The following is a 26,515-nucleotide window of genomic DNA, read 5'->3' as shown; positions in this document are numbered from 1 at the left end:
CGGCCGGTTAACCGGTCGATAACCGCGACTCGCGGAAATCCTGTACCGGCCTGCCTCGCTAACCGATTCTTCCCTCTCCCTTCGCTAGGGTTCGCGCAGAGCGTCATCCGTCGGAGAAGGACCGTGCAGACATCGTCGCTGGAATTTCGCAGCACTGAAGAAGTGACGGCAGGCGTGGCCGCTCCCAGCGCGCAGGCAAGCCCGAGGGAGGGCGGCATGGCCCTGATCCAGGATCTGGAAATCCGCCTTTTCGAACGCATGGAACCGCTTGAAGCCGAATGGCGCAAGCTCGAAGCCGATCCCGCCAATTCGCTCCACCAGGCCTATGACTGGTGCACGTCCTGGGTGAAGGCGCACCGCAATCCGCTGGCCGTCATTCTCGGCCGGAGGAACGGCGAAACCGTCTTCATTCTGCCTCTCGAAATTGTCCGGCACGGCATGGTGAGGAGCGCGCAGTTCATCGCCGCGCGGTTCAACAACATCAACAGCGGCCTCTTCTCCGCGGCATTCCGTGCCAGTACGGGCCCCGCCGAGGCAGCGGTAATCCGCCAGGCTTTCACCGACCTGCTCGCCGGCCGGGCCGACCTCGTCAGCCTGACCAACATTCCGCTCGAATGGCGCGGCGAACGCCACCCGCTTGCGAGCCTGCCTGCCATCGAAAACCAGAACCATGCCTTCCAGCTGCCGCTGATGGCCGACTTCGAACAGACGATCGGCCAACTGAACGCCAAGCGCCGCCGCAAGAAGTTCCGCCACCAGTGCCGCAAGCTCGAGGCGGCCGGTGGTTTCGACCATGTCATCGCGCAGACGACCAAGGAAAAGAACGCGATGCTCGACGCATTCTTCGAGCAGAAGGCCATTCGCTTCAAGGCGATCGGCATTCCCAACGTCTTCCAGGCGCCGGAGACGCAGGCGTTCTTCCGCCTCCTGCTGGATGTCGACACAGGTCGCCATGACACGCCGCTTGAACTGCACGCCATCCGGTTGAAGGGGGAACTCGAAGGCAGGATCGCCGCCATTGCCGGGTTGTCGCGCAAAGGCGACCATGTGATCTGCCAATTCGGATCGATCGACGAGGACCTTGTTGCGGACGCGAGCCCGGGCGAACTGCTGTTCTGGTTGATGATCGAGCGCGCCTGCGAGGAAGGGGCGAGCCTTTTCGATTTCGGCCTCGGCGACCAGGGCTACAAGCGAAGCTGGTGCACGGTTGAAACCGTACAGCACGATATCCTCGTGCCGATCAGCACGATCGGGCAGTTGGCCGGTCTCGCACAGCGGGGCATGACCCGGGCCAAGGCGGTGATCAAGGGCAATCCGCAGCTCTATTCCGTTATCCAGCGGCTGCGGGCGCATGCCGACGAGGTGCCGATCCGCTCGACCGGCACCGACAGCTGATCAGGCTGCGCTGCGCTTGGCAGCACTGCTGCGCGTGGACGTCCCGCTCATCAGCACGAGGTCCGAATAACCGACCTTCTCGAAGGCGGTCATGATCTCCACGAGCTCCTGTTCGTCGGGCTTTGGCGCGGAAAGGATGATCTCGTGGTCGCCGTTGCGGCTGAGGCGGGCGACGCTCTCGGCATTGGCCGGGCCACATTCCACCAGCACCAGGTCGTAGGCGTCGGCGAGCGCGTCGGCGATCATCGACAGGCGATCGGCCCCACGCATGGCCTGCCGCACGTCGGAATTGCCCTGCGGGATGACGTCGGCGCCGGAGAGCCGGTCCGGATGGATCGTCTCGGAGAAAGGTGCGGCACCACACAGCAAGTCGGTGATGCCGGGGAGATCCCTGCGCGCCGCCATCAGCCAGGTCGGGCAGGCCGATCCGGTCATGTCGATCAGCACGACCTTGCGTCCGCGCTCGTCCAGTTCGCGCGCCAGCATGACGGTCGCGGTCGAACCGTCGTCGCCTGACGGCGAGATGGCAAAGGCGATCCGCGCCCGGGAATCGATCAGGTAGGCGGCAACCGTCTCGATGGAGAACTCGTTGCCGTCCAATGGCGTCATTCCGGCATCGTCCTCCGGCTTCACGTCTTCTTCGATTTCGTCGGCCGAAGTCTCTTCAGCCTGCACGGAAAGAAGGCTGGCCGGAAGGCCCCGGCCTGTGGAAACGGCCTGGGTTGTCGCGGCTAAGGGAGCAGCGTGCTCCTGCGGCAATGCGACGTCGGCCTCCTCGGCCGTGCCCGGCTCTTCCCTTCGCACCGCAGGGCTTACCGGACGCAAGGCCCGGCCGCTGAACAATTCGGCCAGCATCACCACCACCGCACTCATGATCAGTGTCGCAAGGGCGGCAACGATGGTGATCGGGATGACCTTGGGGAAGCTTGCTTCCTGCGGTTCGGTCGCGTTGGAAATGACGCGCGCGTCGGCTGGGCTGGCGTTCTTGTCGAGGCGGGTCGTCGCCTCGCGGTAGCGAGCCAGATAGGTTTCGAGCAATTGGCGCTGCGCCACGGCCTCCCGCTCGAGCGTCTTCAACCCGACCTCGTCCGTGCCGGCGCGGGCGCTATCGGCCTTGACCGTGTTCAACTGCTGAATGAGCTGGGTCTCGCGCGCCCGGGCCACATTGGCATCGTTTTCCAGGCCCGAGGCGATCTTCGCCGACTCGGCCGTGATCTGCTCGCGAATGCCGGAAAGTTGCGAGCGCAGGGCCTTCATCTGCGGATGACCATCGAGCAGGGTCGTCGACAGATCGGCGATCTTGCTGCGGATTTCCGACTCGCTGGCCTTCAATCGCTGGATCGCCTCATTGCCGGTGATAGCCACCAGCGCATCCGTCGATTTTCCGCTCTTCAACGCATTGCGAACATTGTCGGCCTTCGCCTCGGCATCGGCCCGCTCGCCACGCACCCGCGCCAGCTCGGCGGAAATGTCGCTCAACTGCTGCGAGGAGAAGTTGGTCGATTCACCAAGCGGCATGAGACCCGTCGAGGCCCGGTATTCGGCAACCTTCTGCTCGGCCTCCCTCACCTTCTCGCGCAAGTTGGCGATCTCCGGCTCGAGCCAGCGGGCGGCGTCGGAATTGCTGTCCAGCTTGGCGCCGCTTTGAAGCTGGCGATAGACGTCGGCGATAGCGTTCGGGATCGCGGCGGCGAGCTTCGGGTCCTTCGAGGTGAACTGGATGCCGATGACGCGGGACTTCTCGACCTGATAGACTTGCAGCTTCTCCTGGAAGGCCTTCAGCACCCGTTCTTCCGGGGCGAGGTCGAGTGGATTCTTCTTCAAACCGAGCATTACCAGCAGGTCGGACACGCCGGAGGGACTGGTGTCGGGATCGAATTCCTCCAGCTCGTAGAGCTTCAGGTCGCGCGCCACCTGCTTGATCAGGTCCACCGACTGCAGCAGCTGCACCTGGCTGACGATGTTGAGTTCGTCCGGCAAAGGCTCGGCCGTCGTCTGGAGGTTGGCCTGCACCGAGAAATTCGGCTCGCGCGGCTCGATCAGGATGCGCGCCTCGCTGCTGTACTTGGGCGAAAGCATGCTCGCGCCGACGAAAGCAAGGCAACCGACAAGGGCCGTCGCCGCCAGAATGCGCGCCTTGCGGTGCCACACTGCGCGAAACAGCTGCGCGAGATCGATATCTACGTCCTGGTGACCGTTGCCTACGCTCGACATGCCCAACTCCCGGTACAATCTCGCGAGAGTGTAAAGGATCATGGTAACCCAAGCGTTAACCGGCGAAGACCGGGAGCCAGCGAGGCCTGCCAGGGACAATTTGGCAGGAAAGGCCAAAGCACGCCCCTCGTCTTTACCGGCCGTTAACCCTAACCGAAAGATAACGGTGCTATCGAATTCTTGCATCGGGAGCGCGACGGCGCATGTCATTGGCTGGCACTAGGGGAATGATGTTGCTCATTGTCGCGCTGATAGCCGCGGCCCTGAGCAGCTGTGCGACCTACCGGCCCGCGCCGAAGGTCTTCCACGAGGCAACAATCCAGCCCTATCGCCTGGACAGCGGCGACCGGCTTCGCATCACCGTGTTCGAACAACAGAGCCTGACCAATACCTACACGGTCGATCAGGCCGGCTACATCGCCTTCCCGCTCGTCGGACAGGTCGCCGCTCGCGGCGCGACCGTCACCCAACTCGAAGGCGTGATTGCCCAGAAGCTGAAGCAAGGCTTCCTGCGCGACCCCGACGTCACCATCGAGCTTGACCGCTACCGCTCGATCTTCGTCATGGGCGAGGTCGGCCAGCCGGGCCAGTATTCCTATGTTCCGGGCATGACGGTGCTAAACGCCATCGCCGTCTCCGGCGGCTTCTCGCCCCGCGCCAACCAGCGCGACGTCGACGTGACGCGCAAGATCAACGGCAACATCCTGACCGGCCGCGTTCCGATTACCGATCCGATCCTCGCCGGAGATACGATCTACGTGCGCGAACGGCTGTTCTGATCCATGCAGGATGGCCCGCCGCTACGCATTGTCCATTGCTTCAGGTCGCCTGTCGGCGGAATTTTCCGCCATGTGCGCGATCTTGCCGAACAGCATAGCCGGGCCGGCCATGAGGTCGGCATTCTGTGCGACAGCACGACGGGCAGCGAGCACGAGGACCGGCTGTTCGAGCAGATCATGCCCTATCTCGCGCTCGGACTGCACCGGATGCCGATTGCCCGGTCGGTCGGCTTCGGCGACGTCTCGGCACTTCACAAGAGCTACAAGGAAATCAAAGAATTGCGGCCGGATGTCGTGCACGGTCACGGCGCCAAGGGTGGCGTCGTGGCACGCATCATCGGCTCAGCCTTGCGGGCGAAAAGGTATCGCGTTGCCCGCTTCTATTCACCCCACGGGGGCAGCCTGCATTTCGACCAGGCTTCCTTGTCGGGCCGTACCGTCTTTGCCGTCGAGCGGATGCTCGAGCGCCTGACGGATGCCATTATCTTCGTCTGTGACTATGAACGCCGGACCTACGAAACCAAGGTCGGCGTGCCGCGCTGCGCCCACCGGATGATCTATAACGGCCTGAGTGACCGGGACTTCGCCGTCATCCCCTCGCGGTCCGACAGCGTCCATTTCATCTATGTCGGCATGTTGCGCGACCTGAAAGGACCCGATGTCTTCATCGAAGCCTTTGCGCAGACCGAGCGTCTGGTCGGACACCCCTTGAGCGCGCTGATCGTCGGCGACGGGCCGGATCGGGACAAGTATCGCGACATGATCGAGCAGCGCGGCTATGGCCGGCGCATCGGCCTGCTTCCCGCCATGCCGGTGAAGGAAGCCTTCGCCATGTCCAATATCGTGGTGGTCCCGTCCCGCGCCGAGGCGATGCCCTATATCGTGCTTGAAGCGCTTGCCGCGGGAAAGTCGCTGATCGCGACGCGCGTCGGCGGCATACCGGAGGTGCTGGGCGAAGACAGCGATGCCCTGGTCGAGCCAGGCAATGTGCAGGATCTGGCCCGTGTGATGGCGCGCGCCGTCACCACGCCCGACTGGCACGGCGCGACCATGCCGGAGCCCGAAGCCTTCAGAGCCAGGTTTTCCGCCTCGACCATGGCCGAGCAGATGGCCGATCTCTATCGCGAACGGCTCGACCGCCACTGAGTGGCGCCTTGTCGGCAAGGCGGCAACCCTATTCGGCAGCGCTCTTCGAAGGCGGCTCCGCCCGTCTCAGCGGTTCATAGTCGTCGGGCGTCAGCGTCTCGCGCTCCAGGAGCAACTTCGCGCCCGCCTTCAGTTCGACGATCCGCCCCTCGAGCGCCTGCTTCGCCTTCTGGTAGGCCTCGTCGATCAACTTGCGCACCGCCAGATCGACCTCGCGCGCCGTCGCCTCGGAATAATCCTTCGGCCGCGTGCGGAACTGGCCGTCATCCAGCCATTGCTGCCGCTGCGGTTCGAGCACCGCCTGGCCGACGGACAAATCCATGCCGAAGCGGGTGACATACTCGCGGGCAATGTCGGTCACCTTGGCCAGATCGTCTGCGGCACCGGTGGAAATCTCGCCGAACACCAGATCCTCGGCGGCGCGGCCGGCGAGCAACACCACCATGCGATCCTTGAGTTCGCCCGCCGTGATCAGAAAGCGATCCTCGGTCGGGCGTTGCAGCGTGTAGCCGAGCGCACCGATGGAACGGGGAATGATCGATACCTTCTGCACCGGGTCGGCCGAGGGCAAACCGGCAGCCACGAGCGCATGGCCCATCTCGTGATAGGCGACACGCCGGCGCTCATCGGCGTTGAGGATGCGGCTGCGGCGCTCGGCGCCGGCGATGATGCGTTCCACGGCGGCGACGAAGTCTTCCATGGCGACGGTGGTCCCGCCGCGGCGCGTGGCAAGGATGGCCGCCTCGTTGATCAGATTGGCCAGATCGGCGCCGGTGAAGCCGGGGGTCAGGCCGGCAATCTCGTCGACGCTGACGCTCGGTTCGATGGTGACGTTCTTCATGTGGACCTTGAGGATCGCCGCCCTGCCCTTTCGGTCGGGACGGTCGATCACCACCTGGCGGTCGAAGCGGCCGGCGCGCATGAGCGCCGGATCGAGGATCTCCGGGCGGTTGGTGGCGGCAAGCAGCACGATGCCGACCCGCGGGTCGAAGCCGTCGAGCTCGGCGAGCAGCTGGTTGAGCGTCTGTTCCTTCTCGTCATTGCCGCCAAAACCACCGAACGAATTGCGAGCCCGGCCAAGGGCATCGAGTTCGTCGATGAAGATGATGCAGGGTGCCGCCTGCCTTGCCTGCTCGAACAGGTCGCGCACGCGGGCTGCACCGACGCCGACGAACATCTCGACGAATTCGGAACCGGAGATCGAGAAGAACGGAACGCCCGCCTCGCCGGCGACCGCCCGCGCCATCAGCGTCTTGCCGGTGCCGGGCGGACCGACCAGCAGGATGCCCTTGGGGATGCGGGCGCCGAGCCGGCCGTAGAGGTCCTTGTCCTTGAGGAAGGAGACGATTTCCTGCAGTTCGGCTTCCGCTTCGTCGATGCCGGCGACATCGTCGAAGGTCACGCCGGTCTTGCGTTCGAGATAGATCTTGGCGCGGGATTTGCCGATATTGATCAGGCCGCCCATGCCCTGCTTTTCGGCAATGCCGCGAAAGAAGAAGGACCACAGCGCGAAGAAGACGATGACCGGCAGGACCCAGGAGAGAATCGAGGTCAGCCAATTGCTGTCGCTGGCGCCGGTGATTTTCACGCCCGCCTTTTCGAACAGGGCGGCGAATTCGGGATCGACTCGGTTGGCGATGAAATACTTGCGGCCGTCGACCGGCTCCTTGAACTCGCCCTCCACCCTGCTCTCGGTCAGGGTCACCGAGGCGATGCGTCCCTCGCCGACCATGCGCATCATGTCGCTGTAGGTGAGTTGGGCATAGTCGCGATAGCCGATCCAGGCCTGGAAAGCCATCAGCAGGGCGAAGGCGAAAAGGAAATAGCTGAAGTTGAAGACGTGTTTCTTTTCCATCGACAAGCATCCCGTTGTGCATCGGCGGTCGGCCAAGCCATCCCATACGACGATCCGTGTCACGCTTTGCTGATCCGTGTCAAACCGCAGCCCGCGGCAAACGCTGGCTGTTCTGTGCCAAATCGAACCAATCTTGGTCCCTAGATGCCCACTCTGCCTCCGGTTCTCAAAAGTTTCTTAGCAAGTCTCGGCTATTCTCTCGCGGCAACGAGCGGGATATTGCGATGAACCAGATGGAAAAGCCGGAACAGTTCGATATCGACGCCCTGCGCCGGAAGGTCTCGGCAAGCGGTGAGCCCGGCAAGGCGACGGCCGCCGGCGAGGAGGCGGAGATCAATCCGCTGGCAAAGCAGATCGCCACGCAGTTCAGCGAGGAGAACTATTCGCCCTCGATCGTCACCGGCCAGTTGCGCCTGCTGGAATTCGTCAGCCTGTTCGCGATCGGGCTTGGGGTCCACTATTTCCTGTTCAACGATCCGTCGTCGCGCTTCCTCACCGATCTCCTGATCGGCCTGGCGGGCTCGGCCTTAGCCGTGCTGTTCATGCAGATCGCCGACAGCTATCAGGTTTCGGCGCTGCGCACGCCGCTCCGGGCGCTGCCGCGCATCGCCGGCAGCTGGACGCTGGCGGCGGCCCTGATCGCGCTCGCCCTCTTCCTGTTCCGCCCGGGTGGCTTGGATTTCCGCGACTGGCTCGTCTCCTGGTACGGCTTCGGCCTCGCCTTCCTCTTCGTCGAGCGCAACCTTGTCGGCTTCGGTATCCGCCGTTGGGCCCGCAATGGCATCATGGAGCGACGTGCCGTGGTTGTCGGCGGCGGCAAACCGGCCAAGGATCTCATCCGCGCGCTCGAGCAGCAGCCGGAAAACGACATCCGCATCTGCGGCATCTTTGACGACCGCGGTTCTGCCCGCTCGCCGGACGTCGTCGCGGGCTATCCCAAGCTCGGAACGATCGCCGAACTGGTGGAATTCGCCCGGCTTGCCCATATCGACATGCTGATCATCGCGTTGCCGCTCTCGGCGGAGGCTCGCATCCTGCACCTCCTCAAGATGCTCTGGGTCCTGCCGGTCGACATCCGCCTTGCCGCCCACTCCAACAGCCTGCGCTTCCGTCCGCGTTCCTATTCGCATGTCGGCGCGGTGCCGATGCTCGACATCCTCGACAAGCCGATCCGCGACTGGGATTCGGTCGCCAAGCGCGGTTTCGACATCTTCTTCAGCATTGTCGCGCTGCTTTTGCTGTGGCCGGTCTTCATCGGCGCGGCGATCGCCGTCAAGGCGACCTCCAAGGGACCGGTGCTCTTTGTCCAGAAGCGGCACGGCTTCAACAACGAGGTCATCAACGTGCTGAAGTTCCGCTCGATGTATACGGAAATGAGCGATCCGACGGCGCGCCTGGCCGTCACCAAGGGCGACCCTCGTGTTACCCCCGTCGGCCGTTTCATCCGCAAGTCCTCGATCGACGAACTGCCGCAGATCTTCAACGTGCTCAGGGGCGACCTCTCGCTTGTCGGCCCGCGTCCGCACGCGGTTCTGGCCCAGACGCATGACCGCCTCTACGGCGACGTGGTCGAAGGCTATTTTGCCCGCCACCGGGTCAAGCCCGGCGTTACCGGCTGGGCCCAGATCAACGGCTGGCGCGGCGAGGTGGACAATGACGACAAGATCAAGTTCCGCACGGCCTACGACCTCTACTATATCGAGAACTGGTCGCTGCTGTTCGACCTGAAAATCCTGTTCCTCACGCCGTTCCGCCTGCTCAACACGGAAAATGCGTATTGAGCACGCTCGACGCCCATCATCCGGTAGCGTTCAGGCCGCAGATCGCGGTCCTGACGTTGTTCGGCTCGGCGATGGTGGCCTTTGGCGTCTTCCTCTCCGGTTTCGTGATGTCGGAACCGGCTCCTTACGAACTGCTGATGGTCCTGCAGGTTGCGGTCTGGTTCCTGCTCGGGCTGAAGATCTCGCGCGCTGTCGCCCCGCTTCTGGCCTTGCTGCTCACCTTCAATGTCGGCGGCATACTGTCGCTGACCGTGATGAAGGATCTTGGCACCGGGCCGATGTATCTGGCGGTCTCCACCTTCCTGGCCCTCACATCCGTCTTCTATGCGGCGATCATCGAGGACCGCCACCAGCGTCTTCGATTGATCTTCCAGGCCTGGGTGGCGGCGGCGATCATCACCGGGCTGCTTGGCATCCTCGGTTATTTTCACGCCTTCCCTGGCGCCGAAGCCTTCACCCTCTATGACCGCGCGAAAGGTGCATTCCAGGACCCCAACGTCTTCGGCCCCTTTCTCATCGCACCAGCGCTCTATCTGATGCACGGCCTGTTGACCGGAAAACTCTCATCGGCGCCGCTCCGGGTCGCCGGCCTCTTGATCATTGCACTCGGCGTGTTCCTGTCGTTCTCGCGCGCTGCCTGGGCGCTGTTCCTGTTCTCCGCCGTCGCGCTGGTCTTCATCCTGCTGCTGAAGGAGCGCACGGGGGCCTTCCGGCTGAAGATCCTCCTCCTCTCGCTGGCGGCCGTCGTGCTGCTCGTGGTGGCCGTGGTGATCGCGCTGCAGTTCGAACAGGTCCGCAACCTGTTTCTCGACCGCACGACGCTGGTCAAGGAGTATGACGGCGGCCATCTCGGCCGTTTCGCCCGCCACCGCATCGGCTTCCTGATGATGATGGAAAACCCCCTCGGCATCGGACCGATGGTGTTCAGCGAGATCTTCCCCGAGGACGAGCACAATATCTGGCTGAAGTCGCTGACGAGCTACGGCTGGCTCGGCTTCGTCTCCTACGTCGCCATGATGGTGTGGACGCTCACAATCGGCTTCCGCTTTCTGCTGCGCGACCGCCCCTGGCAGCCCTATCTGATGATCGCCTGGATCGTCATCATTGGTCACGTGATCATCGGCAATGTCATCGACACCGACCACTGGCGGCATTTCTATCTGCTGCTCGGCATCGTCTGGGGCTGCGGCGCGCTGGAATGGCGCCACCAGCGGGCGCTGCGACGCAGCCCCTTCCCTGCCTGACCCATGAAAAAGAGCGAGACACCGTTGGACATCCTCGAAGTGCTCGAACCGAGCGGCGGCGGCTCAGGCCGCCATTTCGTCGACCTGTGTGGCGGCCTGAAGGCGCGCGGCCACCTGGTGACGGCGGTCTATTCCCCCGTCCGGGCGGAAGAGCGCTTCGTTCGCGAATTGATGGCACTCGATCTCGCCAAGGTCATCGCCCTGCCGATGCTGCGGGCCGTCGGGCCCGGGGATTTCGCTTCCTGGCGCGCCCTCGGCCGGGTGATCCGCGAGGAAGGCCCGTTCGACATCATTCACGGACACAGTTCCAAGGCCGGTGCGCTGACGCGCCTTCGCCTGCCCGGCCCGCATGTGCCGCGCATCTACACGCCACACGCGTTTCGCACCATGGATCCGAGCCTGTCGTCGAAGGGACGTCTGGTGTTCGGCGCGATCGAAGGTCTCCTCGGACGCTTCTTTACCGACCGGGTGATCTGCGTCTCGAAGAATGAATACGACCACGCGCTCGGACTTGGCATTCCCGGTTCAAGGCTCGCCGTCGTGGTCAATGGGGTCGGGGTGATCCCGGCCGGGCGGCGCGGGGAAGTCCGCTCGCGGTGCGGAATTCCTGAGGACGCGCTGGTGTTCGGCTTCATCGGCCGGCTGTCGGCTCAGAAGGCCCCGGAGCGGCTGATTGCAGCCTTTGCCGCCATCGCGAGAGATATGCCGAAAACCCGCCTGCTGATGATCGGCAGCGGGGAGCTGGAGGCCGACGTGCGGCGCCAAATCGAGGCGGCCGGCATCGCGGATCGCGTCGTCATCGAGGCCGACCTGCCCGGAGCGGAAGCACTGCAGGCGATCGACGTGCTGGTCATGACCAGCCGCTACGAGGCGATGTCCTATGTCATGCTGGAAGGTGCGGCCGCCGGGCTGCCGATGATCCTGACCGATGTCGGCGGAACGGCGAATGTGCTCGACCACGGCGTCAACGGCCTCGTCGTGCCGAACAGCGACGACACGGCGCCGCTCATCGCCGCCATGACAAAGCTCTGCGACGCGGCGACGCGCGCGCGACTGGCCGACGCCGCGCGCGCGCGCAGCGGGCGCTACGGCGTCCACGCCATGGTCGACCAGACGCTCGATGTCTACCGCCAGGCGCTCGCCGGTCGACATGGGGTGCGCGATTGATTTTTCCTGCACATCCGCCATATTCCTTCTCATGATCACACCCGCTCAGATCCGCGCCGCACGAGCGCTCCTCGGCCTCAGTGTCGACCAGATTTCGGCGAAAAGCGGCGTATCCGCCTTCATGGTCCTGCAGATCGAGGAGGAGAAGCCCGCTTCGCCCGATCAGGCCGTCCTGCTCGCCCTTCGCAGCGCCTTCGAGCAGGCCGGCATTGCCTTTCTCGCCGACGGGGATTGTCCTCCCGGTGGGATGGGGGTAAGGCTTGCCGCCCGCCACGACACTGGCGAGGGCCTGCGGCCGGAAAATCTCAACGCGACCAATGACGGCTGAAACCTGCAATCGTCAGGGAACAAAAGCGCGTCTGCCGGTTTATTGCCCGTCACACCTTTTAGGAGCAATGCATGAATCGGAACAATGGTCTCTATCTCGTCATCGGCGCGCTGATCGTCGTGGTCGTCGGTCTGGGTGTCTACCTGTACCGCGAGGAGACGAAGCCCAAAGGCGTTGAAATGACCATCGGAAGCGACGGCGTGAAGATCCAGGAGAACTGAAACAGACTGGGTCCCGACGGCGGCCTGACGCGGCCGACACTGGTTCCTGCTGATAAGAAGCCCGGTTCGCCGGGCTTTTTTTCTTTTCAAGCGCACGCCATCCAACATCGCTTCAGCGACTCGCCAGGATGGCCCGGTTCAAATGGGTCGGCGCGCTGATGCCGCCCTCCAGCATGTAAGGCATACCGGCCTTCACGGTCGCCGAGCGCTTCGCCATGATCGGCAGGCCATGGCCCATTCCTTCGATCAGGCAGAACTCGACCAGCGGTTTTCCAGCCGCATCATGCCAGACCCTTGCTGGCTGTCCCTTGATCGTGACGGCCTTGCCGTCGGCCTCTTCGAGACCGTAAAAGTCGAGCCATTGCGAAAGCGTGGCGCGGGCATTGGCAACCGAGACCACACGGTCGGCCGTTCCATGCCAGATCGATACCATCGGCCGCTTCTTTGGCTGCGGCGTGACGGCACGCACAAGATCGCCCCATTCTTGTGGGGTCCGGTTGATCCCGGAGTTCATCACCGACAGCGCCGACATGGCATCGCGCGCCGCTCCGAACGGCAATCCCGCGACGATCTGGCCGGCAGCGAACAGTTCCGGATAGGTTGCGAGCAGCGCCGAAGCCATGGCGCCGCCGGCCGAAAGGCCCTGAATGTAGATGCGCTTCTTGTCGACATGGTGCCGGGCGCAGGCATTGTCGATCATCTGTCGGACCGACATCAGCTCGCCGCGGTCCCTCGCCACAGCGCTCGGGCGGAACCAGTTGAAGCAGAGATTGGGATTGTTCGACTTGCGCTGCTCGGGATAGAGCAGCACGAATCCGCCCTCACGGGCCAGCGCGCTCCAGCCGCTGCCCCTGTCGAAATCATCGGCCGTCTGTAGACAGCCATGCAGGACGACGACGAGCGGAGCCCCCTTGCGCGCTTTCGGCGGCACGTATTCCAACATGCGAAGGTGACCGGGATTGGTGCCGAAGCCGGTAACCTCGATGAGGCGGGTGCGCACCGTGCGCGGCTTGCGGGGGCGCACGGTGCGGGCCGGCGCGGTCAGCGGGAGTGAAGGCATGGCCTTCAAAATCTTCTTCTGCAGCTTCTTCTGCTGGCCGAGGATGAAGGAAAACGGCATGGGAATCTTGAGGCGCATGAAAAAGGGATTCCTTTTCGAAAAACTCGAAGTATCTCTCCCCGTCTAAAGCCCCGCCGCGCGCTCCGGTTCCCATGCGGAGGACCCAAGAACAAATATAATGCCGCGATGCAGCATTTATAGGGCAAGAACGTCCTTTGACACAAAAAGACACCCGCCCTGCGGCGGGCGTCCGGCTCCCCAAGTTTGCTGATCCGGCTGGCGTGACGCCCTTGCGGAGAAATGGCGGCACCCGCTTTGCACGGGCGCCGCCATGCCTTCGCACCGCCCCAAGACGACGAGTTCAGCAAGCGCCGAGCTCCCGTCCGGCTGCGATCAGTCACGACCTAGATGACAAAGAAGTCGGCGTGCGTAAGCGTGGCGAAATTCGCGATTTCGGCGATCCTGACGGCGCCATAGGCGGTTCCCGAACCATCGCGGTCATAATAGAGATCGCCGCGATCCTGATCGTACAGGATCCGGTCGTTGCTGTCGGCGGCACCCAGGTCAAGGTTCTTGAATGCCGTGGCCGCAAGTACTCCGGTCGCCGTCAGTGCACTGAAAATGCCGTTTTCGAGCCAGATAACATCGTTGTTTCCGGTGGAATTCGAGAAATCCCGGATCGTATCGATGTTGGAAGAGCCAAGGGCGGTATTGAACACGAAGGTATCGTTTCCCACGCCGCCGGTCAGCGTGTCGCTGCCGGCCGCGCCATTGAGCCTGTTGGCACCGACATTGCCGACGATCACATTCGCAAGGCCGTTGCCACCAGCGCTGAGGTTGGCGCTCCCCAGCAGCCCGATGCGCTCGACATTGGCCTCCAGATTGCGACTGACCGACGTTTGAATGGTATCGATGCCGGAACCTGCCGCTTCGCTGACCACGTCACCGGCATTGTCGACCACATAGGTGTCGTTGCCGCCGTAGCCTGACATGCGGTCGGCACCGCCTCTCCCGTTCAGGATGTTGGCGGCGTTGTTTCCACGCATGGTATTCGCCAGGTCGTTGCCGACCCCGTTGATCGCGGCGCTGCCTTCCAGATACAGCATTTCGACATTGGCCGAGAGCGTGGAACTGACGAAAGCCCTCACCAGGTCGATGCCATTGCCGGCGGCCTCGATGACCGTGTCGGCCGCGTTGTCGACGATGTAGGTGTCGTTCCCGCCAAGGCCGAACATGCGATCCGCGCCGCCTCGTCCGTTGAGGACGTTGGCTCCCGCATTTCCGATCAGGGTATTGACCAGTTCGTTGCCGGTCAGGTTGATCGACCCTGTGCCACGGTCGTTCGTCGTTCGCAATTCCTCGACATGCTCGCCTGTCGCAAGGGCAAAACTCACACTGGTATAGACGCGGTCATAGCCTCTTGCGGCGTCCTCGAATACCTGGTCCCGGGCGTTGTCGACGTAGTATGTGTCGTTGCCGCTGTCGCCCCACATGGCGTCAGCGCCGCTGCCGCCATGAAGGAAATCGGCCCCGTCGCCGCCGTGCAACTCGTCAACCCCCGCTTCGCCGTTCAGAAGGTCGCTTCCTGCCCCGCCGGCGGCAAAGTCATTGCCGCCTCCCAGGTAGGTGTCGTCGGCGTAGTCGCTGCCGAAGAGAATATCGATGCCCGTCGAGCCGTAGTAATCCTGTCCGGTCGTCGCCAGCGTATCGTTAACGAGTTGGGCGCGCCAAACGACGGTCTCACCTGTCCAGTCGCTGGAGACCGTGGCGGTGATCGTCTGAATGCCCCTTCCTACATAGTCGTTGAATGCAACGAACGACACGTAGCCGTTCCCGTAACCGGAGCCCACGACACGTCCATCGACCGTGGATTGGAAACTCCAGTCGCTCAGGTCTTCGCCCGTGTACGGGTCATAATAGGAATAGTCCACTGTAGCCTGGGCGTAGAAAGTCTGGCTGTAGCGATCGAAACTGAAACCATACAGGGACATATAGAGCATAGCGACCTCACCGGGAGCAGGGTGCTCAACATCGTCCTTGAGACGTGGCGAAAGTAAGGCCTCAGTCTATGAAAGGTGAACGCGTTCCGCCGCGAAGATGGAAATCACATCCTGCGGCACGAAAGCCCCAAAACGACGAAAGCCGCCAACGGCGGCATTCGAGTATAACCAGGGATATCAAGAGTTTATTGGTCGGGACGGCGTGATTCGAACACGCGACCCCTTGACCCCCAGTCAAGTGCGCTACCGGGCTGCGCTACGCCCCGACCTGCTTTTCGCAAAGCACGTTCTCCATAATGGCAAGGTCCGGCGCACGCAAGGGGAAAAAGGAATGAATCTGCAACGGCTGAGTGGCACCTATCGTACCTGGTCGAGCAGACGCTTGCATTCGAGGAGATCGAACAGCGCTTCCTGCAGCAGGGCGCGGTCTTCCTTGCCGACGGTACTACCCTTTCCGACGGAGATTTCCGGCATATCATCTTCGCTTCCGCCAAAGCCGAAGAATCGGCCGCTGGCCTTGACCTTCGGCCGGCCGACGATCTGGTCCTCCTCGGGGGGGCCGAGCTTGGGCTCCTCCGCCTTGGCAGCGCCGGCGGCCATCAGCGCTTCCATGGTCGCAAGATCGCCGCTGGCGACCGCCATGACGAACTTGTTGCCGTTGGTCTTGAGCAGCTTCTGTACGCCCTTGATGGTGTAACCCTGATCGTAGAGCAGATGGCGAATGCCCTTGAGCAATTCGACATCGTCGGGGCGATAGTAGCGGCGACCGCCGCCGCGTTTCATCGGCTTGATCTGCGGAAAGCGGGTCTCCCAGAAGCGCAGCACGTGCTGGGGAAGATCGAGATCGTCCGCAACCTCGCTGATGGTGCGAAAGGCATCCGGGCTCTTTTCCAACTCCATCTTACCGCTCCTGCCAACAGATAGCGCGGATAAGCCGCGACTCACGGGCTATTTCAAAGATTTGTATCGGAAATTTCAAGCAGCCCGAGAGGCTCGGCCGAACGGTCCACGGTTTTCGTGGTCAGGTCGCGGGGTTTTGCGGCTTCTGCTTGGCCTTGCGCTGCAGGTGCGATCGCAGGATGCGTTGCTTCAGCACGTTCGACGCCTTGAAGGTCATCACGCGTCGGGGCGAAATCGGCACTTCCTCGCCGGTTTTCGGATTGCGGCCGATGCGCTCGTTCTTGTTGCGAACCTGGAAGGTGGCAAAGGACGAGAGCTTGACCATTTCGCCACGGACGATCGCGTTGCAGATCTCATCGATCACCGTTTCGACCAGTTCCGCCGATTCGGTACGCGAAAGGCCCACCTTGCGAAAGACCGATTCCGCCAAATCCGCTCGCGTCACTGTCTTACCGGCCATGGTTCTCGTCCGCTTAAATCAATGATCTTGTTGAATTCGCCAGAGAGTATTGCCCTTGGGCTTGACGGTCAAGCGCTTGTTACAAATCCTTTATTTCGCCTCCGTGCGGCTACCAGCGCAGGAGCACGGCTCCCCAGGTGAAACCGCCGCCCATCGCTTCGAGCATCACCAGGTCGCCCTTCTTGATGCGTCCGTCGGCCGCAGCCACGGACAAGGCGAGCGGAATGGAGGCCGCCGAGGTATTGCCGTGCAGGTCGACGGTGACGACGACCTTTTCCAGCGGAATGCCGAGCTTCTTGGCCGAGCCGTCGATGATTCGACGATTGGCCTGATGCGGCACCAGCCAGTCGATGTCGTCGGCCGTTGTGCCGGTTGCGGTGAAGGCTGCCTCGATCACATCGGTGATCATGCCGACGGCATGCTTGAAGACTTCGCGTCCTTCCATGCGCAGATGGCCGACCGTGCCGGTCGTCGAGGGCCCACCATCCACGTAGAGCTTTTCCTTGTGCGTGCCGTCGGAGCGGAGGTGGGAGGAGAGCACGCCGCGATCGGCATTGGTTCCCTCGCCTTCGGCCGCTTCCAGCACGAGGGCACCGGCGCCGTCGCCGAACAGGACGCAGGTGGTGCGATCCGTCCAGTCGAGGATACGCGAAAAGGTTTCCGCGCCGATCACCAGGACGCGGCGGGCCATGCCGCCACGAATATGCAGATCGGCGGTCGAGACCGCATAGACGAAGCCCGAACAGACCGCCTGCATGTCGAAGGCGAAACCGTGATGCATGCCGAGGCGGTTCTGGATATTGACGGCTGTCGCCGGAAATGTGTTGTCCGGCGTAGACGTCGCACAGATGATCAGGTCGATGTCGGCGACCGTGAGGCCGGCGTTTTCAAGTGCCTTCTGGGCCGCTTCGGCCCCGAGCGACGCCGTGGTCTCTCCCTCGCCGGCGACATAGCGCTGGCGAATGCCCGTGCGCTGCACGATCCATTCGTCGGAGGTTTCCACCGTCTCCTCCAATTCGCGATTGGTCACCACCCGCTTCGGGAGCGCTGCCCCGAAACCGCGAACAACAGAACGGATCATTGTCTTCCTAACCCCGTCGATCATGCCGCTTCCGGTCCGGCCGAAGACGGATGCCGGGCATGATATTTCTTCAGATCGTTTTCGATTTTCTGCGTCAGGCCATTGCGCGCCATGTCATAGCCGACATCGATCGCGGCAGCGAAACCCTCGGCATCGGTGCCGCCATGGCTCTTGATGACGATGCCGTTCAGCCCGAGGAACACACCGCCATTCACCTTGCGGGGGTCCATCTTCTCGCGCAGCTTGTCGAAGGCGCCCTTGGCGAACAGATAGCCGATCTTGGCCAGCAGCGTGCGCGACATGGCGGCACGCAGGTATTCGGCGATCTGGCGTGCCGTGCCTTCGGCGGTCTTCAGCGCAATATTGCCGGTGAAGCCCTCGGTCACCACGACGTCGACCGTGCCCTTGCCGAGATCGTCGCCCTCGACGAAACCGTAATAGTCCATCGTGTCGAGACCCGCCTCGCGCAGCATGCGACCGGCTTCGCGGACCTCTTCCTGGCCCTTGATTTCCTCGACGCCGACATTGAGCAGGCCGACCAGAGGGCGCTCCACTTCAAACAGGGCCCGCGCCATGGCGCCGCCCATCAGGGCGAAATCGAGAAGCTGCTGGGCGTCCGCGCCGATGGTGGCGCCGACATCAAGCACGATGCTCTCGCCCGAGAGCGTCGGCCAGATCGCCGCGATCGCCGGACGCTCGATGGTCGCCATGGTGCGCAGGCAGAACTTGGCCATCGCCATCAGGGCACCGGTATTGCCTGCCGAGACGACGACGTCGGCCTGGCCGGTCTTGACCGCCTCGATCGAGCGCCACATGCTCGAGACGTAGCGGCCACGACGCAGGGCCTGGCTCGGCTTCTCGTCCATGGCGACCGCCACATCGCAATGATGGAAGACCGACTTTTCCTTGAGCTTCGGATACTGGGCGAGGAGCGGCAGACAACGCTCCTGCTGGCCAAACAGAACGAACTGGATGTCGGGATGCCGTTCCAGCGCCTTGGCAGCACCGGGAATGACGACTTCGGGGCCGAAGTCGCCCCCCATGGCGTCAAGAGAAATTCTGATCACTTATGCCTGATCCTTCTTATTCGCTGCCCGGCGAAATTTCGGCCAAAATACCGGTTTCGCTGTACCGCACAACCCAATTCACCGATGTTGCGGCCGCGATCAGTCCTTTTTCCAGTCCTTCAACACGGCGAAGGGCGATGGTCGCCGGTCCTCGGCATCATTGCTTTCGATATGTCCGGCAAATTGCGCACCGGGTTTCTTTGGATAGGGATCGATGCCGAGGGCTGCGAATTCCGCAACCAGTGCACCGGCGTCGATCGTGTCGCCGACGAAGGTTTCCGGCAGGTCCGGCCCTTCGGGATCAAGCAGCATCTCTCCGGCCTCGTCGGTGACGATGCGGGCGAGCTTCGAGCCTTCGGGCACGAAGATCTGATCGATCTCCTGCCGGATTTCGGTGACCACCGGCTCGAGCGTCACGACACAGGCCTGCACGAGTTCTCCGTCGACCTGGCCGCGAATGCGGATACCGTCCTTCTTCCAGCGATTGATCTGCAAATCGGCCTTCAGCCGATTGACCGCCTCCACCTTCCACAACTCTGCGAGTGCTGCGCGCTCGCGTGCATCGGCCTCGACGTGCACCTGCACGGGATTGGCCGACACATGGCCGACCTTGACCCGATAGGAGAAGGCCGATTGATCGGCGTCCTTGTTGTGCGATGTCATATCAGAGCAAACCTCCGGGAGGATCGAGCCGGACGGTGCCGGTCTCGACGACCCCTTCATCGAGGACCCGGAGCTTGCGCTCGACGTCCATCATCCATTCGGCGAGACCGGCCATATCCGGCGCGTCTTCGCCCGTTTCGGGATATATATTGCGCCGAAGGGCAGACGCCAACAGGTCCCGGTCATCTTTGTCGAGTGCGGCGGCATAGGATTCCAGCCGGCCGTAGAACATCCCGGCCAGTTTCTTCATCCGCTTCGGCACGCCCTGGTCGCCGATCCCCAACTCGCGGATGGAATGATCAACATCCTCGAAGAAGGCGTCGACGATCTCCTGGGCGATCTCCTGACCGCTGCGCGGCGACTGGCGCGTGCGGCGAAAATAGAGAATCAGGACCAGCGACAACATTTCGAAGCGGCCCATGACCGTATCGGGCACGGCGAGTTGCTCATAGAAAACAGGCGTTCGCGCGGTGGCGGTCAATGCCGCATACTGGCGCTCGACGATGAGCCGGTTGTGCTTTTTCTGCCGGAAGAACCCGAATAGCATTCATTTCACCAAAAAGAACCCAGCGAACCGGTTCGCCTGCCCTGGGTCGTGTTGCATGATTGCGAAAGCTGGTTTACCGAAGCAGACGTGAATTGCAATGCCGTTTCTGCCGTCCGGTCCGAACCTCGAGGCCGTTACCGGGCAGCCGGCTGCCTGGTCCCGATAGGGTAAAGCAGCACTGGTTTCGACCCCGGAAAGGCCACAATGGTATGCGCATCAGGTTTTGCGGTCGACCCAGTCGGGTGGCCTCATCGTGTCATTGGAGACGTGTGGTTGGAAATGCGGTATCTCGGATCGGACAGAAAAGTTCTCGGCTGCACTGCCCTCGCCCTTGCTCTTTCGGTTGCCAGCCTTAGCGGCTGCACCACGTCGGAAGTCTTCCACAACGGCTATGTCGTCGACCAGGACGCGCTGGACCTCGTGCCGGTCGGCTCGAGCCGCGAACAGGTGCTGTTGTCGCTCGGCACGCCGTCGACCACCGCCACCTTCGATGGCGAAGTGTTCTACTACATCTCGCAGAAGCGCACCCGTTCCGTCGCCTTCATGAAGCAGAAGCTGGTCGAGCAGCAGATCCTGGCGATCTACTTCGACAAGGACGGCGTGGTTTCGCAGCGCGCCAACTACACCATGCAGGACGGCAAGGTGTTCGACATGATCTCGCGCACCACGCCGACGGGCGGCAAGGACCTCACCTTCCTGCAGCAGATCCTGTCGGGTGGCGGCGGCGCCGCCAACAGCGTCAAGAACTTGCTCGGCGGCATCTGATAACCGCCTAGGAATACCGGACAGGTATTTCTCTCGCTCCACTGAAAAAACCGCGGAAGTCAGCTTCCGCGGTTTTCTGTTTCCTACGCTGGCGCCCGAGACTTAGCCGGCCAGAACGGCAAGCAGCAAAAGCGCGACGATATTGGTAATCTTGATCGCAGGGTTAACTGCCGGGCCGGCGGTGTCCTTGTAGGGATCGCCGACGGTATCACCGGTCACCGAGGCCTTGTGCGCATCCGAACCCTTGAGGTGCTTGACGCCATCCTTGTCGACAAAGCCATCCTCGAAACTCTTCTTGGCATTGTCCCAGGCGCCGCCGCCCGAGGTCATGGAAATCGCCACGAACAGGCCGTTGACGATGACGCCGAGCAGCGAAGCGCCGAGCGCCGCAAAGGCCGAGGCCTTGGAGCCCGAGATCGCCAGCACGCCGAAATAGACGACGAGCGGAGCGAGAACCGGCAGAAGCGAGGGAATGATCATTTCCCGGATCGCCGCCTTGGTCAGCATGTCGACGGCGCGGCCGTAGTCCGGCTTGACCGTTCCCTGCATGATGCCGGGGTTTTCCCGGAACTGCCGGCGGACTTCCTCGACGATCGAACTCGCTGCACGGCCGACGGCGGTCATGGCGATGCCGCCGAAAAGATAGGGAATGAGGCCGCCGAAGATCAGGCCGGCGACGACATAAGGGTTGGACAGGCTGAACGAGATGTCGCCCATGTCGGCGAAATACGGATACTGCGCCGCATTGGCGGCGAAATATTGCAGGTCGTTGGAATAGGCGGCGAACAGCACTAGCGCGCCAAGACCGGCCGAGCCGATCGCATAGCCCTTGGTGACAGCCTTGGTCGTGTTGCCGACGGCATCGAGCGCGTCGGTCGACTTGCGGACTTCCGCCGGCAGACCGGACATTTCGGCAATGCCGCCGGCATTGTCGGTGACGGGACCGAAGGCGTCGAGCGCGACGATCATGCCGGCGAGGCCGAGCATAGTGGTCACCGCGATCGCCGTGCCGAACAGGCCGGCAAGCTGGTAGGTCGAGATGATTCCGCCGACGATGACGATAGCCGGGAGCGCCGTCGACTCCAGCGAGACGGCAAGCCCCTGGATGACGTTGGTGCCGTGACCGGTCACCGAGGCCTGGGCGATCGAGTTGACCGGCCGCTTGTTGGTGCCGGTGTAGTATTCGGTGATGACCACGATCAGTGCGGTGACCACGAGGCCGAGGATGCCGCAGATGAACAGGTTCCAGCCGGTGATGTCCATACCGGCGACAGTGCCGATCGAGCCCCAGCCGATGGTCAGCGAAGTCGCCGCAGCAAGACCGAGGATCGACAGCGCGCCGGTGACGATGAGGCCCTTGTAGAGGGCGCCCATGATCGAGCCGTTGGTGCCGAGCTTGACGAAGAAGGTGCCGATGATCGAGGTGATGATGCAGGCGCCGCAAATGGCGAGCGGATAGATCATCGCGATCTCAAGGGCGGCGGAGCCGGCAAAGAAGATGGCGGCCAGAACCATGGTGGCAACAACCGAGACCGCATAGGTCTCGAACAGGTCGGCGGCCATGCCGGCGCAGTCGCCGACATTGTCACCCACGTTGTCGGCGATGGTCGCCGGGTTGCGCGGGTCGTCTTCCGGAATGCCGGCTTCAACCTTGCCGACGAGGTCGCCGCCGACGTCGGCACCCTTGGTGAAGATGCCGCCGCCGAGACGGGCGAAGATCGAAATGAGCGAAGCGCCAAAGCCGAGCGCCACGAGCGAGTCGATGACTTCGCGCGAACCGCTCTCATGGCCGAGTACCACGGTCAGAATGTAGAAGTAGATGGCAACGCCGAGCAGGGCGAGACCTGCCACCAGCATGCCGGTGATGGCACCGGACTTGAAGGCAATGTCGAGACCGGCGGCAAGGCTCTGCGACGAGGCCTGGGCCGTGCGGACATTGGCGCGGACGGAGACGTGCATGCCGATGAAGCCGGCAGCACCGGACAGAACTGCGCCGATCAGGAAACCGATGGCCGCCGTTGCGGAAAGCAACAGCCAGGTCCCGATGAAGACCACGACGCCGACAATGGCAATGGTGAGGTATTGGCGGGCGAGATAGGCCTGGGCACCTTCACGAATATAACCGGCAATTTCCTGCATGCGGGCATTGCCCTGATCGGCGGCCAGCACCGAGCGCGTCGCCCAGACCGCATAGACCACCGAAAGCAGACCGCAAAATATGACGCCTAAAAGCACTGTCATTCGCAATACCTCCCGTATTGCCCGCGCCTCACTCCCCGCGGGCGGTGACGTCCGGCCTGGCCCCTCCTCCAGAGGTCTCCGGACTTGGCGCGAGATTGCGTTGCGGATTCCCTAACGTCAAGCCCCGGTGGCGTCGCAGGGACGAGGGATCAGGCTTGGTCCTTGCGGGCAGCGGCACGCATCTGCAGGACCACGAGGATCAGGCAGACGATGGTCACGGGCCAGATGACGAGGTTCATGAAGGACCAGCCGAAGGCGGAAAAAATCTTGCCCGAGGAGAAGGAGGAAAGCGCCACGGTGCCGAACAGCACGATGTCGTGGAAACCCTGGACCTTGTCTGCCTCGTGCGGCCGATAGCTGGAGGCGACGATCGCTGTCGCGCCGATGAAGCCGAAGTTCCAGCCGATGCCGAGCAGGACGAGCGCCAGCCAGAAGTTCCACAATTCGACGCCCATATGGGCAATGACGGCACAGCTCATGAGGATGAGAAGGCCGGCAGCAACGACCTTTTCCGTGCCGAAGCGCGAGATCAGCATGCCGGTGAAGAAGCTCGGCGCGAACATGGCAATGACGTGCCACTGGATGCCGAGGGTGGCAAGATCGGACGAGAAGCCGCAACCGACCACCATGGCAAGGGGCGCGCCGGTCATCATGAAGGTCATCAGGGCGTACGAACTGATGCCGCAGATCATGCCGGTGGCGAAGCGCTGCGTCATGACGATTTCGCGCAGCGGACGCGCAGGCTCGCCATCGGTCCCCGTCTTCGACGAAGTGTCCGGCAGCTTGAGGAAGAACAGGACGCCGATGGCGAGCAGCATCAGCGGCACGAGACCCATGAAGGCGCCGGCGAACGTCACCGGCTCCATCCAGTCCTTCAGCCAGATCGCCAGCTGCGGGCCGACGATGGCTGATACGATGCCGCCAGCGAGAATCCAGGAAATCGCCTTGCCCTTGTAGAAGCTGGGCGAGGCATCGGCCGCGGCGAAGCGGATCTTCTGGGTGAAGCCGCCGGACAGACCGATCAGCAGGAGGCCGAAGGCAAACAGCCAGAATTCGGAACGGAAAAGCGCAAGGGCCGCAACCGCGCCGCCGATCGCGCCCATCAGCGCTCCAACCATGAAGCTCTCGCGCCGACCAAGAAAGCGGGAGGCGGCAGCAACGACGATGGCGCCGAGCGCCACGCCGACGTTGAAACCAGTCAGAGGCGCCGTCGCCAGAGACTTGTCGGCGCCGAGCAACTGGAAGCCGGCCAGACCGCCGACCGAAAAACTCAAGGGGGCCGCGGATCCGAGAATGGCCTGGGCAACCGTGAGGAGGGACACATTGCGCTTGGCCGTGCGCAGTTGATCGTCCAACCCTTGAGCCTCGTGAGCGGACATAGCGTGTTTCCCGGATTTACTTCTTGGTGATGCCGCGGACCTGCTTGGCGATCCGATCGAGCACGGCGTTGACGAGCTTCGGCTCCTCGTCCTCGAAGAATGCCCGGGCGATCTCGACATATTCGGTGACGATCACCGGGACGGGCACGTCCTTGCGTTCGAGCAGCTCGAAGGTGCCGGCACGCAGGATGGCGCGCACGGTGCTGTCGATGCGCGACAGTGCCCAGTCGTCCTGCAAGGCCTTGGCGATCATCGGATCGATAGCCTTCTGATCGCGCACCACGCCGGCGACGATAGAACGGAACCATGAGGCATCCGCCTTGAGATAGGTGTCGCCATCGACTTCCTGTCCCAGGCGGTGGGTTTCGTATTCGCTGACCACTTCCAGCACGCCGGTTCCGCCGATATCCATCTGATACAGCGCCTGCACGGCCGCAAGGCGGGCTGCGCCACGCTGGTTGGCGGTCTTCACCGGCTGTTTGTCTTCCGTCGACATATTCGTTCAGTTACCCAGTTTCTTCTTCAGCGCGATCATCGTCAGCGCAGCGCGGGCGGCGAATCCGCCCTTGTCGTTGTCCGACCGGCGCGCACGCGCCCAGGCCTGTTCTTCATTCTCGACCGTCAGGATCCCATTGCCGATGGCCAGCGATTCGGACACGGCCAGATCCATCAATGCCCGCGAGGATTCGTTCGAGACGATCTCGAAGTGATAGGTCTCGCCGCGAATGACCATGCCGAGCGCGACGAAACCGTCATAGGCGACACCCTCCTCATCGGCGGCGTCGAGCGCCATCGAGATCGCAGGGGGGATTTCCAGGGCGCCCGGGACGGTGACGATGTCATAGGTCGCGCCCGCTTCGTCGAGTGCCGCCTTGGCGCCATCCAACAAGGCATCCGCCATGTCGTCATAGAAGCGCGCTTCAACGATCAGGAGATGCGGTGCAGATTTCTTCTTGGACATGACCTGGACCCCGGTTTTGAGGAGAAGTCCGCGCAATGTCGGACAGACGGCGGTCAAACCACGGCGCACGGGGCTTGGCAAGTGTTTTTCCGCTCGGTCGGCGCCAGCGCCGTTCGATCCGCCAAAATCGGCGAGGCCGCGCCGGGCGTGCAAAGGAACAAAAATGGCGATGCGGTGTTCTAGCGATGACCACCGCGTGATCACGCGGTCGGGAAACAACATCGAGATCGGCACGTCCGACAGGAGGTATATCATGGGTCGCGGTATTCTGCTTTGGTTTCTTGGGGTTCCGATCCCGCTCATCATTCTGATCATGCTGTTCTGGCGCTAGGAGGCAGCATGTCAATTCCCGTCAGCCCCTCTCCCACCCTGATGCCGATTGAATCTTCGGCGTCAGCGGTGTCGCTCAAGTCGATCATCGCCGGTGCGCTTGCCGCTTCCGCCATCACTCTCATTCTGACACTCATCGGCTCCGGCCTCGGCTTGACCATGGTATCACCCTGGGCGGGAGAGAGCGTATCGCTGGAAGCAATCGGCTGGACCACCGCTGTCTGGCTGGTGCTGGTGCAGTGGCTTTCGGCCGCCTTTGGTGGCTACATGACCGGCAGGCTTCGCACCAAATGGGTCGGCGTCCACACGGATGAGGTTTTCTTCCGCGATACCGCCCATGGCTTCCTGTCCTGGGCACTTTCGACCCTGCTGGTGGCCGGTCTTCTCGGTTCGGTCATCAGTTCCGCCGCTGGAACCGTCGCCGGCGCCACGGCAACGGCGGCAGGTGCCGCCGGCACAGCGGGTATCGCCGCTGCCGCGAACGTCTCGGATGAAGGTTCGGGCTTCTCGGTCGACTATTTCGCGGATGCGATCCTGCGCCCGGCCAATCCGGCCACGCCGCCTGCCGTCCAGAGCGACGAGCGCGTGACGGCCGAAGTCTCCCGCATCCTGATCAACGGCACCGTGCGTGGCGAAATGCCGGCCGATGATCGTGCCTATCTGGACCGTGTCGTCGCTTCTCGCACCGGACTTTCGGAAGCCGATGCCAAGGCCCGCGTCGATCAGACGCTCGCCAATATCGAGGCAGCGAAGACGGAAGCTCAGGAAGCAGCCGATGCAGCCAAGCAGGCGGCGACCGCCATTGCGCTTGCCGGCGCGGTCTCGCTGATGATCGGCGCCTTCATCGCCTCGGTGGCGGCAGCGCTGGGCGGACGTCAGCGCGACGAAGAAGAAGACCTCGTCGCTGTCATCTGATTGCATCTGCAGGAAT

24 protein-coding genes and 1 tRNA gene are annotated in these 26,515 nt (G+C 62.8%); 10 read left to right on the top strand and 15 right to left on the bottom strand.

What is annotated here, in order from left to right; all coding sequences use genetic code 11:
• The first annotated feature begins 123 nt into the window (after window positions 1-123).
• Window positions 124-1,395, top strand: a complete 1,272-nt coding sequence (locus DYZ14_RS07075; RefSeq protein WP_445292319.1) for a GNAT family N-acetyltransferase — start codon at window positions 124-126, stop codon at window positions 1,393-1,395.
• Here the strand turns inward: DYZ14_RS07075 and DYZ14_RS07070 are convergent, their stop codons facing one another.
• Window positions 1,396-3,609 (bottom strand): GumC family protein, encoded by a 2,214-nt coding sequence (locus DYZ14_RS07070; protein WP_154720041.1) that lies wholly within the window; start codon window positions 3,607-3,609, stop codon window positions 1,396-1,398.
• A 227-nt stretch (window positions 3,610-3,836) separates the two neighbouring features.
• Between DYZ14_RS07070 and DYZ14_RS07065 the strand changes: the two genes are divergently transcribed.
• Together DYZ14_RS07065 and DYZ14_RS07060 are read left to right on the top strand one after the other, a co-directional pair.
• Entirely contained in the window at window positions 3,837-4,388 is a 552-nt protein-coding gene (locus DYZ14_RS07065; RefSeq protein ID WP_445292318.1) for a polysaccharide biosynthesis/export family protein, read from the top strand.
• Between the two features lie 3 nt (window positions 4,389-4,391).
• Window positions 4,392-5,534, top strand: a complete 1,143-nt coding sequence (locus DYZ14_RS07060; protein WP_154720039.1) for a glycosyltransferase family 4 protein — start codon at window positions 4,392-4,394, stop codon at window positions 5,532-5,534.
• Between the two features lie 28 nt (window positions 5,535-5,562).
• Here DYZ14_RS07060 and ftsH read toward each other — a convergent pair whose 3' ends face one another.
• Entirely contained in the window at window positions 5,563-7,389 is a 1,827-nt protein-coding gene (gene ftsH, locus DYZ14_RS07055) for an ATP-dependent zinc metalloprotease FtsH (RefSeq protein WP_115670768.1), read from the bottom strand.
• A gap of 224 nt (window positions 7,390-7,613) precedes the next feature.
• Here ftsH and DYZ14_RS07050 point away from each other — a divergent pair, with 224 nt between their 5' ends.
• The 5 genes from DYZ14_RS07050 (at window position 7,614) to DYZ14_RS24110 (ending at window position 12,130) form a co-directional block, all read left to right on the top strand.
• Window positions 7,614-9,170, top strand: coding sequence for an undecaprenyl-phosphate glucose phosphotransferase (locus tag DYZ14_RS07050; RefSeq protein WP_154720038.1), 1,557 nt, complete (start codon window positions 7,614-7,616; stop codon window positions 9,168-9,170).
• Complete coding sequence (locus tag DYZ14_RS07045) at window positions 9,167-10,414, top strand: O-antigen ligase family protein (RefSeq protein ID WP_154720037.1); 1,248 nt, start codon at window positions 9,167-9,169, stop codon at window positions 10,412-10,414. Before DYZ14_RS07050 ends, DYZ14_RS07045 begins: the two co-directional genes overlap by 4 nt.
• 24 nt (window positions 10,415-10,438) lie before the next feature.
• On the top strand, window positions 10,439-11,581 hold the full coding sequence (locus tag DYZ14_RS07040; protein ID WP_232365453.1) for a glycosyltransferase: 1,143 nt from the start codon (window positions 10,439-10,441) through the stop codon (window positions 11,579-11,581).
• A gap of 31 nt (window positions 11,582-11,612) precedes the next feature.
• Window positions 11,613-11,909 carry a helix-turn-helix domain-containing protein gene (locus tag DYZ14_RS07035; RefSeq protein WP_154720035.1) on the top strand — a complete coding sequence of 99 codons (297 nt, stop codon included), beginning with the start codon at window positions 11,613-11,615 and terminating at the stop codon, window positions 11,907-11,909.
• A 71-nt stretch (window positions 11,910-11,980) separates the two neighbouring features.
• The gene (locus tag DYZ14_RS24110) at window positions 11,981-12,130 is read left to right on the top strand and encodes a hypothetical protein (protein ID WP_181904020.1); all 150 of its coding nucleotides are present in this window, start codon (window positions 11,981-11,983) and stop codon (window positions 12,128-12,130) included.
• 112 nt (window positions 12,131-12,242) lie between these two features.
• Here DYZ14_RS24110 and DYZ14_RS07030 read toward each other — a convergent pair whose 3' ends face one another.
• The 9 genes from DYZ14_RS07030 to DYZ14_RS06990 all read right to left on the bottom strand — a co-directional run bounded on the left by DYZ14_RS07030 (window position 12,243) and on the right by DYZ14_RS06990 (window position 19,908).
• On the bottom strand, window positions 12,243-13,268 hold the full coding sequence (locus tag DYZ14_RS07030) for an extracellular catalytic domain type 1 short-chain-length polyhydroxyalkanoate depolymerase (RefSeq protein WP_154720034.1): 1,026 nt from the start codon (window positions 13,266-13,268) through the stop codon (window positions 12,243-12,245).
• A gap of 326 nt (window positions 13,269-13,594) precedes the next feature.
• Window positions 13,595-15,190 carry a calcium-binding protein gene (locus DYZ14_RS07025; RefSeq protein WP_154720033.1) on the bottom strand — a complete coding sequence of 532 codons (1,596 nt, stop codon included), beginning with the start codon at window positions 15,188-15,190 and terminating at the stop codon, window positions 13,595-13,597.
• Window positions 15,191-15,379: 189 nt separating this feature from the next.
• Window positions 15,380-15,456, bottom strand: a tRNA-Pro gene (locus DYZ14_RS07020).
• A 91-nt stretch (window positions 15,457-15,547) separates the two neighbouring features.
• A complete protein-coding gene (locus DYZ14_RS07015) occupies window positions 15,548-16,084 on the bottom strand; it encodes a MerR family transcriptional regulator (protein WP_154720174.1) in 537 nt (178 codons plus the stop codon).
• Between the two features lie 127 nt (window positions 16,085-16,211).
• Window positions 16,212-16,550 carry an integration host factor subunit alpha gene (locus tag DYZ14_RS07010; protein ID WP_115670761.1) on the bottom strand — a complete coding sequence of 113 codons (339 nt, stop codon included), beginning with the start codon at window positions 16,548-16,550 and terminating at the stop codon, window positions 16,212-16,214.
• Window positions 16,551-16,659: 109 nt separating this feature from the next.
• Complete coding sequence (locus DYZ14_RS07005) at window positions 16,660-17,631, bottom strand: beta-ketoacyl-ACP synthase III (protein WP_154720032.1); 972 nt, start codon at window positions 17,629-17,631, stop codon at window positions 16,660-16,662.
• 20 nt (window positions 17,632-17,651) lie between these two features.
• Entirely contained in the window at window positions 17,652-18,698 is a 1,047-nt protein-coding gene (plsX, locus tag DYZ14_RS07000; protein WP_154720031.1) for a phosphate acyltransferase PlsX, read from the bottom strand.
• Window positions 18,699-18,797: 99 nt separating this feature from the next.
• Complete coding sequence (locus DYZ14_RS06995) at window positions 18,798-19,361, bottom strand: YceD family protein (RefSeq protein WP_154720030.1); 564 nt, start codon at window positions 19,359-19,361, stop codon at window positions 18,798-18,800.
• 1 nt (window position 19,362) lies between these two features.
• Complete coding sequence (locus tag DYZ14_RS06990) at window positions 19,363-19,908, bottom strand: ubiquinol-cytochrome C chaperone family protein (RefSeq protein ID WP_154720029.1); 546 nt, start codon at window positions 19,906-19,908, stop codon at window positions 19,363-19,365.
• A 267-nt stretch (window positions 19,909-20,175) separates the two neighbouring features.
• On the opposite strand from DYZ14_RS06990, the gene DYZ14_RS06985 reads away from it, so the two are divergent.
• Window positions 20,176-20,673 (top strand): outer membrane protein assembly factor BamE, encoded by a 498-nt coding sequence (locus tag DYZ14_RS06985; protein ID WP_115670756.1) that lies wholly within the window; start codon window positions 20,176-20,178, stop codon window positions 20,671-20,673.
• Between the two features lie 102 nt (window positions 20,674-20,775).
• On the opposite strand, the gene DYZ14_RS06980 is transcribed toward DYZ14_RS06985, so the two are convergent.
• The 4 genes from DYZ14_RS06980 to ribH form a co-directional block, all read right to left on the bottom strand.
• Window positions 20,776-22,914 carry a sodium-translocating pyrophosphatase gene (locus tag DYZ14_RS06980; RefSeq protein WP_154720028.1) on the bottom strand — a complete coding sequence of 713 codons (2,139 nt, stop codon included), beginning with the start codon at window positions 22,912-22,914 and terminating at the stop codon, window positions 20,776-20,778.
• A 149-nt stretch (window positions 22,915-23,063) separates the two neighbouring features.
• Window positions 23,064-24,293 carry an MFS transporter gene (locus tag DYZ14_RS06975; RefSeq protein WP_154720027.1) on the bottom strand — a complete coding sequence of 410 codons (1,230 nt, stop codon included), beginning with the start codon at window positions 24,291-24,293 and terminating at the stop codon, window positions 23,064-23,066.
• Window positions 24,294-24,309: 16 nt separating this feature from the next.
• A complete protein-coding gene (nusB, locus tag DYZ14_RS06970; RefSeq protein ID WP_115670753.1) occupies window positions 24,310-24,789 on the bottom strand; it encodes a transcription antitermination factor NusB in 480 nt (159 codons plus the stop codon).
• A 6-nt stretch (window positions 24,790-24,795) separates the two neighbouring features.
• Window positions 24,796-25,254 carry a 6,7-dimethyl-8-ribityllumazine synthase gene (ribH, locus tag DYZ14_RS06965; protein ID WP_154720026.1) on the bottom strand — a complete coding sequence of 153 codons (459 nt, stop codon included), beginning with the start codon at window positions 25,252-25,254 and terminating at the stop codon, window positions 24,796-24,798.
• 339 nt (window positions 25,255-25,593) lie between these two features.
• Between ribH and DYZ14_RS06955 the strand changes: the two genes are divergently transcribed.
• Window positions 25,594-26,499, top strand: coding sequence for a hypothetical protein (locus tag DYZ14_RS06955; protein ID WP_154720024.1), 906 nt, complete (start codon window positions 25,594-25,596; stop codon window positions 26,497-26,499).
• The last annotated feature ends 16 nt before the right edge of the window (window positions 26,500-26,515 follow it).

The organism is Ciceribacter sp. T2.26MG-112.2 (assembly GCF_900492205.1).
Lineage (GTDB): Bacteria > Pseudomonadota > Alphaproteobacteria > Rhizobiales > Rhizobiaceae > Allorhizobium > Allorhizobium naphthalenivorans_A.
This window is presented reverse-complemented; position numbering and strand designations above follow the sequence as displayed.